The sequence below is a fragment of the Corallococcus sp. AB032C genome (assembly GCF_003668935.1).
GTDB lineage: Bacteria > Myxococcota > Myxococcia > Myxococcales > Myxococcaceae > Corallococcus > Corallococcus exiguus.
The window spans coordinates 107,487-119,310 of record NZ_RAWP01000019.1 but is presented as its reverse complement, the minus strand read 5'-3'; the positions used below and the strand labels follow the sequence as shown (position 1 = coordinate 119,310).

Sequence of the window (11,824 nt, the reverse complement as noted above, 5' to 3'; positions counted from 1 at the left end):
GGGCTGGCGCCGGGGTGGGCTCGGCGGGAGCGGGCGTGGCGGCCGGAGCGGTGTCCTGGGCGAGGGCGGGCGCGGAGAGAAGGACGAGCAGGGCCAGGGGCCAGCGACGCATGAAACCTCCGGAGGGAAGCGCGGCAGCGTAGCAGAGGACGCCGGGCTGGGGTCTCCCGAGCAAGCAGGCATCGGACGGTCTCTTCGGATGCCACAACGCACCGCGTGCATGTGGCGGCGGACGTTGGTATGGGGGGCGCCCGATGCCCAAGCGTACCGATATCCGGAAGGTTCTCGTGATTGGCTCGGGCCCGATTGTCATCGGGCAGGCCGTCGAGTTCGACTACTCAGGCACCCAGGCGATCAAGGCGCTTCGGGACGAGGGCGTGGAGGTGGTGCTGCTCAACAGCAACCCCGCCACGGTGATGACGGACCCAGAGTTCGCGCACCGCACCTACATTGAACCCATCACCGTGGAGGCGGCGGAGAAGATTCTCGCCGCCGAGCGCCCGGACTCGCTGCTGCCCACCATGGGCGGGCAGACGGCGCTGAACCTGGCCAAGGCGCTCGCGGAGAAGGGCATCCTGGAGAAGTACGGGGTGCGGCTCATCGGCGCGTCCCTGGAGGCCATCAACAAGGCCGAGGACCGCCAGCTCTTCAAGGCGGCCATGCAGAAGATTGGCGTGGCGCTGCCCAAGAGCGGCTACGCGACGACGCTCACGGACGCCATGGCGCTGGTGGAGGAGATTGGCTTCCCGGCCATCATCCGTCCGTCCTTCACGCTGGGCGGCACGGGCGGCGGCATCGCGTACAACCGCGAGGAGTTCGAGGCCATCTGCCGCTCGGGCCTCAAGGCGAGTCCCACCTCCACCATCCTCGTGGAGGAGAGCGTGCTCGGCTGGAAGGAGTACGAGCTGGAGGTGGTCCGCGACTCCGCGGACAACGTCATCATCATCTGCTCCATCGAGAACCTGGATCCGATGGGCGTGCACACCGGTGACTCCATCACCGTGGCGCCAGCGCAGACGCTGACGGACCGCGAGTACCAGCGCATGCGGCAGGCGTCGCTGGCCATCATCCGCGAGATTGGCGTCGACACGGGCGGCTCCAACATCCAGTTCGGCATCCACCCGGGTGACGGCCGCATGGTCGTCATCGAGATGAACCCGCGCGTGTCCCGCTCCAGCGCGCTGGCGTCCAAGGCGACGGGCTACCCCATCGCGAAGATCGCCGCGAAGCTGGCGCTGGGCTACACGCTGGACGAATTGCGCAACGACATCACCCGCGACACGCCGGCCTCCTTCGAGCCGACGCTGGACTACGTGGTGGTGAAGGTCCCGCGCTTCAACTTCGAGAAGTTCCCCAAGGCGGACCGCACGCTGACCACGAGCATGCGCTCGGTGGGCGAGGTGATGGCCATTGGCCGCACCTTCCCCGAGGCGTACATGAAGGCGCTGCGCTCCATGGAGCTGGGGCGGGTGGGCCTGGAGTCGCCGGAGCTGCCCTCGGAGAAGGAAGAGAGGGAGAAGGTGCTGCACGAGGGACTGCGCGTGCCCCGTCCGGAGCGCCCGTGGTTCGTGGCGCAGGCCTTCCGCGAGGGCATGACGGTGGAGCACGTGCACCAGCTCTCCGCCATCGACCCGTGGTTCCTGCGGCACATCGAGGCGCTGGTGCACGAGGCGCAGTCGCTGGCGGACATCGGTCGCCTGGATCACCTGGCGGACGACGTCTTGCGTCAGGCGAAGGCGCACGGCTTCTCCGACAAGTACCTGGGCAGCCTGATGGGCTACCCGGAGGCGGAGGTGCGGGCGCACCGGCACTCGCGCGGCATCCGTCCGGTGTTCAAGCGGGTGGACACCTGCGCCGCGGAGTTCGAGGCGTACACGCCCTACCTCTACTCCACCTACGAGGAGGAGGACGAGGCGCCCCCCACGGACCGGCAGAAGGTCCTCATCCTGGGCAGCGGTCCCATCCGCATCGGCCAGGGCATCGAGTTCGACTACGCGTGCGTGCACGCGGCCTTCGCGCTGCGCGAGGCCGGGTACGAGACGGTGATGGTCAACTGCAACCCGGAGACGGTGTCCACGGACTACGACACGTCCGACCGCCTCTACTTCGAGCCGCTGACGATTGAGGACGTGCTGGAGGTGTCCCAGCGTGAGAAGCCGGTGGGCGCCATCGTGCAGTTCGGCGGGCAGACGCCGCTGCGCCTGAGCGTGCCGCTGGAGCAGGCGGGGCTGCCGATCCTGGGCACGTCGCCGGACGCCATCGACCGGGCGGAGGACCGCGAGAAGTTCTCCAAGCTGATCGAGAAGCTGGGCCTGAAGCAGCCGGAGAACGGCGTCGCGCGCAGCCACGCGGAGGCCTTCAAGGTGGCCGAGCGGATTGGCTACCCGGTGATGGTGCGCCCGTCGTACGTGCTGGGCGGCCGGGCGATGGAGACGGTCTACGACGCGTCCAGCCTGGAGCGCTACATGCGCGAGGCGGTGAGCGCGTCGCCGGAGCACCCGGTGCTGATCGATCGCTTCCTGAAGGACGCCATCGAAGTGGACCTGGATCTGGTGGCGGACCGCACGGGGCAGGTGTTGATTGGCGGCGTGCTGGAGCACATCCAGGAGGCGGGTGTGCACTCGGGTGACGCGGCGGCGACGCTGCCTCCGCACTCGCTGTCGCCGGACCTGGTGGAGCGGATGAAGGACCAGGCCATCTCCATGGCGCGCGAGCTGGGCGTGGTGGGCCTGATGAACGTGCAGTTCGCCATCCAGGGGAAGAACATCTACATCCTGGAGGTGAACCCGCGCGCCAGCCGCACGGTGCCGTTCATCTCCAAGGCGACGGGCGTCCCGATGGCGAAGATTGCCGCGCTCTGCATGGTGGGCAAGACGCTGAAGGAGCTGGACCGCACGGAGGAGCCGGAGTTCCGGCACGTGGCGGTGAAGGAGAGCGTCTTCCCGTTCGCGCGCTTCGCCGGGGTGGACGTCATCCTGGGCCCGGAGATGAAGTCCACGGGCGAGGTGATGGGCCTGGCGGAGGACTACGCGTCCGCGTTCGCGAAGAGCCAGCTGGCGGCGGGAGTGAAGCTGCCCAAGAGCGGCCGGGTGTTCATCTCCGTGAAGGACGACGACAAGCCGGCGGTGGTGGACCTGGCGAAGCGCCTGCGGTCGATGGGCTTCAGCCTGACGGCGACGGCGGGCACGCACGACTACCTGCTGACGAAGGGCATCGAGTCGCAGCGGGTGCAGAAGGTGAAGGAGGGCCGGCCGAACATCGTCGACAAGATCGTCGACGGGGAGATTGTCCTGCTCATCAACACCACCTTCGGCAAGCAGGAGATCTCCGACAGCTTCTCCATCCGCCGTGAGGCGCTGATGCACTCGGTGCCGTACTACACGACGGTGCAGGCGGCGCGCATGGCGGTGGGAGCGCTGGAGTCGCTGAAGCGCTCGGACCTCGCGGTGAAGCCGCTACAGAGCTACCTGTACGGCGAGAACGGCGTGCCCCCGGCGCGCCGGTAGTCCCGTGAGGAATCGCGGCCCCTGGAGGTTTGGGGGCCGCGGATCATGGCTGGGGTGGCGCATCCTCGGGCAGGAGCTGGCAGCACCAGATGATGCCTGAGCATGCATCGACCCGCTTCTCTCCAGGATTGCAGGTCACGGGATGGCAGAACCTGCCATCCAGCGAAGGGTCCTCCTCTCCGTCGATGACGTCCTCGGGAGAGCCGCGGGAGTCGGCGCGGCGCTGATCCAACGCGCAAGCCGCGACGCGCCTGCAAGACCTATCGTCAATCGATGGTGGCCAGGGCCCATCGAGGAAGTCCTCGGGGGCGTAGCGGTCCTGGGGCAGATCTCCGGTGTACGCGAGCATCGCCGCATCGAGTGCCCCAGGGGAGGCGCAGCGCTGGACAGGCCCCCAGGGCTTGAAGTCGAGCACTTCGAACTCGGGGAAGCTGGCGCACTCCTGAAAATCACGGACCTTGCCTGTAAAGCGTCCACGGACCAGGTATCGGCCGTGTTCCCAGACATTGCGGCGCAGCCGCTCGTGAGGCCGGTTCGAACCAATAGGAATTACACGTTTGAAGGAGCCTGCCTCTGAAGTAGCCAGATTCAACAGGTCCACATCGCAATCCGAGGTCTGCTCCGCGAAGTACTCGGGAACCACCTCTAGCGCATCGGGTGGGGCGGGCCTGGAAGGGGACGGTGTGAGGTAAGAGTAGAGGCTCACACTCCCGACACCGAACAGTGCCAGGGCTGCCAGATACCCGCGCCATCTCATCAATCCACCTCTTCTCCCGCCTTCGAGTGGAGCAACCGCGGGGCCGATGTCTTGGAGTATTGATACCACTGGGCTCCGGCACTGAGTCTTACCTTTCCTCCGCGCTCATGGATCTTCTCGAAGCCCACCTTGCCAGAGGAGCCCTCCGCGAAGACGGTGAGTGTAGTGGCCCAGGTTTCTGCGAAGGCCTTCGTATTGCAACCGAAGAACTTGTGGGGGTGGGTCGCCGCTTTTTGCGGAACAAAGGAGAACGCGGCAATCTTCTTGATGTCAGTACAGGTCAGGATCGCATCGGAGTCGGGTGAGATGGCCACGTGGTCGCTGGCACGGTGATTCAGAGAGAGCCACAGGTCATCCCTGGCATGACCGTAGAACCAGACCCGGCTCACCTTGGTGCCCTTGAGCTTGTTGATGTAGTCCCAGAACCCTTGGGCCGGCGAGATGCCTTCGTACTTCCAGCCGCGGTCCTTGGCGCGGGCCTTGAGGAGGTCCAGATAATTCAGGCGATTGTGCCGGATCTTGATGTCGACGGTGTGCTGGTATTGGGTCGGCGCTGACTTCTGACTGGCCACGTCGCTGCTCCAACGCTCCCTGTAGGCGTCCTCATATACCAGCCAATGCACGTCCTCCGTCTTCGGGTCGTGCAGCGCACCTTTATTCGCCCGGAGCAGCGGGGGCGTGACGAAGTTGTCCCAGCTCTGGTCATGCCGATCCGGATCCTTGGGATCGTAGATGGAGGGACCACCCGAGAGAAGGATGAAGGCATTCTTCACGACGTCGTACCTCCTGGAAATGATGAACAGCAACTCAGGTGGCTTGAGAGGAGGCCTCCAATGCGCTCTCGATGCTCCGAGGTGACGGCTTGCTGTTGTTGGCGTACTCGAGCTTGTCGTCACCGCCCGTGTAGACGACGCGCGGGTCGGACGGCAGCGTCGCATCGCCAGCGAAGCCGGCGAGTGAGTCGTGAACGTAGGTGTCGAAGAACGCGATGATCTCCGCGTCCTTCAAGCCCTTGCCCGCTGCCTCCGCCTCATAGGCCTCCAGCAGCGCGCGGTAGTGCGGCCGCAGCTTGTTCCGTCCCTTCTTCTTCGCAAGCGCCTGGAGGATCTGGACGTCCGAGAGGAGCTGCGCGTCGTAGATTCTGGAGTTCTTCACGAACGAGCCATCCGTGCCAGGCAGCGTGTCCAGGAGGGACTTCTTCGCGAGGTACTGATCATCCGTCTGGTTCGCGAGTGCCACCTCCTTCTCGTACATCTTCTGCCCTTCCTTGGACATCCACGCTCCCGAGTCCTGGAGGGCCCAGGCGGTTCGCCGGTGCTCCTTGGTCTCGGTCTTCAGCCTGTTCGTGGTCTGGGTGAGCGTGTTGCGCTCTTTCTTCCAGGCGGGCTCATAGGACGCGAGCACCGTCTGGTCCGCCGTGGGTTTGCCCGCGCCGCGGCTCTTCTGGTTGAGCAATGCCTTGTGCAGGCGCCACTGGTAGTAGAGCTTCATGTGGGAAAGCATCATGCCGCCCACCGACTTGCCACCCCAGCCCGAGGTATCCATGTAGTGATTGAAACGGCGGGAGAGGGTGGCGAACGCGGTCTTGCTGGAGGCATCCTCCCCGAAATCCTTCTGCTTGAGGGGAAGGGGACTGGAGGCCTCCAGGGGCACGCCGGCCTTGATCGCCTGGGCACGCATGGCTCGCAGGGGAATGAGGCTCAAGAAAGAACCGGCGGCCGTACTCCGGGCCCCTTCGCCCAGGCGATAGCCACCGCCGACGTCCGAATGCGCTCCGGGGTAGACCATCTCACGGCAGCTCTTCGGGTAGCCACTGCCTTGAAGCACGCTGTCCAGGGGGAAGGAATTGCGGATCTCGTGTGCCGCCACCATGTGGACGCAGTCTTCCACCATGGCGGGGATGCGGAGGTCATCCGCCCAGGCCATGTGGCCATCCGCCCAGCCTGACGCGGGATCCGCGCCGGGCGCACCGCCTTCGGCGAACGCGATGTTGGAGAGCGTGCTGCCGTAGGCATGGCGGCTATTGAGCGCCTGCTCCAGGCTCAGGAGACCCGAGGACAGGTCAATGGCCTGACCGTTGTTGGTGCTCATGGGCATGCCCACCGAGGCCACGGTGTCGAAGAGCCCCATGAAGTACAGGCGAATCGGATGCGCGGTGCCGTTGTGCGTGAAGCTCCATCCACCGGTCTTGCTTCCAATGCATTTATCATTCACGAGCCGGGCGAAGGCACGCGCCAGCGCGGCTCCACGAGAGAACCCGAACAACGCGACGAGGACCTTGCGGCCCTTGCTCAGTTCGAGCACCTGCTTCAGTTTCTTCATCGCCCAGTCGAGACGATCGTCCCCCCTGTCTCCAAAACCCAGGCTCAACGTCTCGCCGCCCGGGTCGCCAATCGCCTTGAAGCGCGTTCCGATGCCGGGGAGGTAGTAGCTGAAGACACCCTTGGCGGAGCTGGTCTCCGAGTGGGCGCGGAACAGGCGCGCGATGTTGCTGTGTTCCTCGGTGCCGAGGTCCGCGTCCAGGTTGTTGCCGGTGCCGTCGAAGAAGAACGAGACCTTGAGGGTCTGCGGCACAGCGGCGGGGGCGGCCTGGGGTACCAGGGCCGTCTTGAGGCTGGGGGCACGTGCCGTGCCCGCCGTATCAAGGTCCGCGAGAGATGCCGCCTGGATCAACCGCCTGGAAGACTGCTGCTTGCCCTGCTCATGGATCGTCGCCATCACGGCACCTCGCTGACTGCTCGTCCTGGACCGAGTTTCCAGTGGGCTTGCGCCTGCCCACGTCCACCCGGTCGAGCTTCAACTTCAAGTCTGGGTAGCCTTCGGTGAGCTCTGCTTCGATGCGTCCATCCGGGAAGAAGTGCACTCCCAGGTGACCGGGGTTCGCGGTGACCGGGGCCGCGAGCTGGACGGTCTTCTCACACCAACGCTTCCGGTCCCGGGTCCACTGGATGGTCAGCTCCACGGGAAACTTCGTGCCAGGCGAGAGCCCCAGGCAGCAGGTGCCCTTGCCGCCTCCACTGGTCGTCGAACTGACCGAGAGGTCACCTCCGCCCTGGCCGTTCACCTCGAAGCTGTCGATGGCGAGGTCGGTGTAGTTGTAGCCGTTGATCTCCAGCGAGACGGGCTTCGCGAGACCGGAGGATTCCTGGGGGACCGCCGGAGGGCGCTCCACCGGCTCCGTCTCTGCCGCCGGCTGCTTACATGAGGCCGCCAGAAGGAGGACTCCCAGCCACGCGCTGCCGCGGATACTTTTCGTGGAGAGCCGTTCATGAACCTTGGAGAGGGTCGCCATTGAGCGGGTTTACCCGGTTGCCTCTGTTCTTTCCACCGCGCACAGCCGCTTTTCGTCAGGCTCGCATCTGATGCGTGGACAGGATCAGTTGCAGCCTATCTTTGTGCGATATTCTTTTTCCGCTGCGTCTCTCCTCGTGACTCCATCACCCCCATGGTAGAGCAGCGGGCTTGTGAGGGAGAATTTCTGGTTGAAATAGAACTCGTGAAGGTTGTTTTTAGACCTGAACTTGATGAGCTCGCGCTGGGAGTCCATGGTCAGGAACTTTAGTGCGTTCGCGCGCGAGTTTACGGGGAGAGCGTCAAGCGCGGCCGATAGCTCGCCAGTGGAGTAGTGGTCCTTCTTCTTGAGCCACTTTTCAAAGTCAGCCAATCGCTTGTCGCCTGTGTGTGCGCAAACGTTGATGGCCATGTATGCCCAGCGAACGCTTGCTGCGGGATCGTCGTAGGCTGTCGCGAACGTGTAGTCGTTCAAGGGGATGCCGCGATTGACGTTGGATTCGTTCCATCCTGGATCGATGATGGTCGCGGCGATGTCTCCACCCGGGAGCACGGTCATGATGGCGCATGTCCGATGGCCTCCGCCCGAGTTTTGTATACAGTAGGTGTTGGACAGCATGCTCGTGGATTGCTGCTGAATCGCCTTGAGTCCTTCGAACACGGACTCAGCGGCCTCGGCGAAGTTGCGGCAGGCCGCCTCGACGGGCTCGTTCGAGAGCGCCTGGGCGATCATGCTGGACATGCTGAGGGAGTCCGAGGCAAGGGTGTCGCTGAGCTTGCGTCCTGTTCCTTTTGTGTCCAGCCAGTTGAGCGTAAAGGCTGCTACCTCTTGCGACAGGTAGGCTGACTGCTTGGGCGTGATTTCCCTGATGTTGTTGATTTTGTATTTCTTGAGGGTTGTTTTGAACTTCTGGTGATTGGGGAGGTTGATGAGTGTGGTTTTGAGTTCCTGCTGATCCTTGGTGACCAGGGCTGAATTCCCAGCGAGGTAGGGGAGGATTTTTTGATCTTTAGGCGTGAGTATCTGCTTCGTATGTATGGGGGCGTAATCCTCGTTTTTGATGGCGAAGATCCGTGTTCCGCCCGGCGTTAGGATGTCTGGCGCGAGTTCTAGCCTTAGCTCGCTGAGCGTTTCCGGGCCGACAGCGTCCCGCTCGCGTAGTTTTCTGCTTTCCTGAAAACGCGTGACTGCTGATTTGAGCTCTTTCGTGTAGAGGCCGTCGAACGAGCTCTTGCCTGCGGATGTGAATGGAGGCAGGAAGCCACTTCTTGCGAGGCTTTCCTGGATGCTCTTGACGGCCCATCCCGCCTGTCCGGCGGAGATGCGCAGGTTCTTGGTGCGGACTTCTTCCAGAGTGGGTGCTTCCCGGTATCCGATCGGTATCGGGAATGGTTTGGTGCCGCTTTTTTTGGGCTTGTCTAACATTGCTGTTGAACCCCTTGGTGTTTGGGGGAGGGGGCTGTTACCATCCTCCGCTGGCACCGCCCCCGCCGGAACGACCGCCCATTCCCTTGAAGGCGGCTTCCGTCAACGGCTGGCTCTTCAACGCGGGGTGGAGATCGAGCAGATACTGGACCCACTTCTTCGCGTTGAGCTCCCGCGGCGTTTCGAACTCCGCCTTCCGGCGATAGACCCCCCGCCATTCAGGTTGGGTTGTCCAAAGAGAGGCACCGTCATCCGTGCCATAGGTCTTGGGGTGGCCTACGTTCAGGCGGAAGCCCTTGGAGTGGACGTAGTTCGCGAGCAGGTTGCTCCAGAGGGAGATGATGGTCTCGCGGATGTCGACGAAGATCCCGGGATCCACCTCCATGAGCTTGAACAAGAGCAGCGAGGAGCGCTCGACCGCCGCGGACTCCAGGTAGAAGACGGGGGTGGGGCCTCCGCTGTTGGGCGTGAACTTGCCGCCCTCGACCTTGCCGACCTGGAGACTTCCTGCGTTCCATCCCGGCATCCCCGGCTGCAAGAGGCCGAAGACCCAGGACCGGCGGCCCGCGAGGAAGTGGTACGCATTGTATTGAATCAAGACGGAGAGCGCCGAAAGCGGCAGGATCGACAAGGGCTTCTCCATGCCCTCCGAGAAATTTCGCTTGAGCGTCTGCGCGGCGAACCCCTTGTTGGGATCCTGCCAGAGGACGTGGACCCAATCGCTGTGGAAGTCAGGCAGGTTGATGCCCAACGCCGCGAGCTTGACGTCGAGCAGGAAGCGAAGCGTCCGGGTGCGCTCGAACTGCCGAGTCGACCAGGCGACGCTCGCCTGGTTCTCGTGCATGTTCTTGCCGAGCCCATTGAAGAACTTGGGAAAGTCCTTGGTGAACTCCGCCACGAGCACCGGAAGTTGCTTCTGTGGATCACCCTGGAGTCCGGGGACGCTGAAGAGGATCCGGAATTGATTCACATGGAAGTTGCCACTGCCCCTGGCGATCTTGAGCTCCGTGAAGTCCATCATTCACCTCCTGGTGACGTGTCCGTGATCAGCGTCGGGTTACCGGGGGCCCGGAGAGCGCTGCGCCGAGCTTCTTCCCAGGCTCCCCTGGTTGATGAGGGGGACCCTCGTCGCCACGTAGGTGTTGTCGCGGTCCATGGTCAGCCGGTCCGGTTGAAGCATCTTCACGTCGAACTTCGGAGGCGGAAGATGCAGCGACTTGATGACAAGGCCTTGCATTCCCCCCACTTCATCGAGCGCGACCTTCAGCGTCACCAGGGGAGGAAGGAGCGTGCGAGCGAGTTTGGGCAGGGGAGAGTCGTAGGACAGAAGCTCTTTCATGAGGGATTTGGCCGGTGCATTCATGAGCGCGCCGATCTGCCTCATCACCGACTGGTAGAGTCCCGGGATGTTGAGCACCCCAAGCCGCTTCTTCCGCATCTCCTCGACGATGGGGCTCTGGATGTTGTCGTTGGACTGGGGGCCTACCGTGAGCCGGGTGCGTTTGGTGGTCCCGTTGGGACCCAGCAAGCGCTGGCTGTGGAGAGCCCCAAGCGCCCCTCCCACGCTTTGGGCGGCCTTGGCGTCCCCTCCGGCCCAGGCGATCGCCGCCGCGGCGAACAGCTCCAGGATGTTGGAGGTCTTTATCGCCGTTGGGAACAGATCTCTATTGACGGCGAGCCTGAAGACGAGGGTCAGCACGTCGGTGAGGAGATCATCCACCTTGCGGAGCGAGCCATTCTTGAGAAGCCTCCGCAGCTCCGCCGTGGCGGCCCCCTCCAGGATGGTGGCGTTGCCTGCAAGCAACGTCTCGCCCGCGAGTGAGACGACATCTCCCTGGGTGAGATAATGCGTCGCCAGCGGACCCTTGGGGGCCTTGAGGCGGTTCGCGGTCTTTCTATCGACGCCGGGTGAGTTGAAGGTCACCACCTGGAGAACCGAGTCCCCGAAATCGACCGCCACCCGCTGCGCCATGGCGCCGCCCAGGCTGTGTCCGACGACAACGATGTCCTTCCGGCCAATGCGCGTCAGCAGGGTCTGGAAGAGCGTGCGCGTCTGCTTGAAGGCCGTGGCGCCAACCCCCGCGGGGTCCATGTCCGCGACGGCATCAGGTGCCTTCTCGAACTCGGTGCCGCGGACCGCGATGATGGGATGGCTCCCACGAGATGGCTGCAGCCAGTAGGCGAACACGCCATGGGTCTTGTTATGGGGGTCGCTGCCCTCCATCTGGACAATGGTGTAGTACAGGGGCTGTATGCCCGGCTTCTTGGAGTAGGGGCGTTTGGTTGAGACGGCATAGGTCGCCGGGAACTTCAGCTCGGGCATTGCCCAGAGCTCCGGCGTTTCAGTGCGATACAGGAACCTGTCGACCTGGATGCCCGCCTGCGTGCCGCCGCCTTGGTTGTTCAGATAGGCGAAGTCGTGAGCCAGGTACTCGTAGAACGCGTGGTCGGGCGTGAAGTCCTCGGCCCATGGCTCGGGTGGCGCCTTGGGCATGACGATGGGCCGTGTGGCGACCCGGGTGTTGTCCTGGCGGATGTGTTGGGTCTGGAGACGCAGTGCGTTCAAGTCAATGCGAAGCGCATTGGAGGACGACGCGTGTGTCTTTGTCGCTCCCGAGCCGGACGCCACCGTCAACACGTTGGACTCTGGGATGTAGACCTTGTCACCCGGTTTGATGTGGTCGGGATCGGGCCGTGTCTTCCGGAGCGCGGCGTTTCGTGGGTCTTTATAGACGACGCGCCAGTCAGCGATTCGGTAGGACGCGGCAATGCTGTACAGGGACTCTCCGGCCTTGACGACATGCTGAGTCATGACGCCCGCTCCTGCTGAGTGCAGCTGGATGG

Annotated in this window: 8 protein-coding genes; 1 reads left to right on the top strand and 7 read right to left on the bottom strand. The window is 63.8% G+C overall.

The window, feature by feature from the left end:
- The first annotated feature begins 254 nt into the window (after positions 1–254).
- A complete protein-coding gene (gene carB / locus D7X99_RS11410; protein WP_121777800.1) occupies positions 255–3,506 on the top strand; it encodes a carbamoyl-phosphate synthase large subunit in 3,252 nt (1,083 codons plus the stop codon).
- A gap of 43 nt (positions 3,507–3,549) precedes the next feature.
- Here the strand turns inward: carB and D7X99_RS42295 are convergent, their stop codons facing one another.
- The 7 genes from D7X99_RS42295 to D7X99_RS11375 form a co-directional block, all read right to left on the bottom strand.
- Positions 3,550–4,149: a hypothetical protein gene (locus D7X99_RS42295; RefSeq protein ID WP_147476130.1), complete on the bottom strand. Its 600-nt coding sequence runs from the start codon at positions 4,147–4,149 to the stop codon at positions 3,550–3,552.
- Between the two features lie 113 nt (positions 4,150–4,262).
- Positions 4,263–5,036, bottom strand: coding sequence for a hypothetical protein (locus tag D7X99_RS11400; RefSeq protein WP_147476129.1), 774 nt, complete (start codon positions 5,034–5,036; stop codon positions 4,263–4,265).
- 34 nt (positions 5,037–5,070) lie between these two features.
- Entirely contained in the window at positions 5,071–6,981 is a 1,911-nt protein-coding gene (locus D7X99_RS11395) for a DUF2235 domain-containing protein (RefSeq protein ID WP_147476128.1), read from the bottom strand.
- Complete coding sequence (locus D7X99_RS11390) at positions 6,965–7,435, bottom strand: DUF3304 domain-containing protein (RefSeq protein ID WP_158626989.1); 471 nt, start codon at positions 7,433–7,435, stop codon at positions 6,965–6,967. The genes D7X99_RS11395 and D7X99_RS11390 overlap by 17 nt, the downstream gene beginning before the upstream one ends.
- Positions 7,436–7,639: 204 nt before the next feature.
- Positions 7,640–8,980, bottom strand: coding sequence for a peptidoglycan-binding protein (locus D7X99_RS11385; protein ID WP_121777795.1), 1,341 nt, complete (start codon positions 8,978–8,980; stop codon positions 7,640–7,642).
- Positions 8,981–9,017: 37 nt separating this feature from the next.
- Positions 9,018–10,001 carry a hypothetical protein gene (locus tag D7X99_RS11380; RefSeq protein WP_121777794.1) on the bottom strand — a complete coding sequence of 328 codons (984 nt, stop codon included), beginning with the start codon at positions 9,999–10,001 and terminating at the stop codon, positions 9,018–9,020.
- 36 nt (positions 10,002–10,037) lie between these two features.
- The gene (locus D7X99_RS11375) at positions 10,038–11,792 is read right to left on the bottom strand and encodes an alpha/beta fold hydrolase (protein ID WP_121777793.1); all 1,755 of its coding nucleotides are present in this window, start codon (positions 11,790–11,792) and stop codon (positions 10,038–10,040) included.
- Positions 11,793–11,824: the final 32 nt, after the last annotated feature.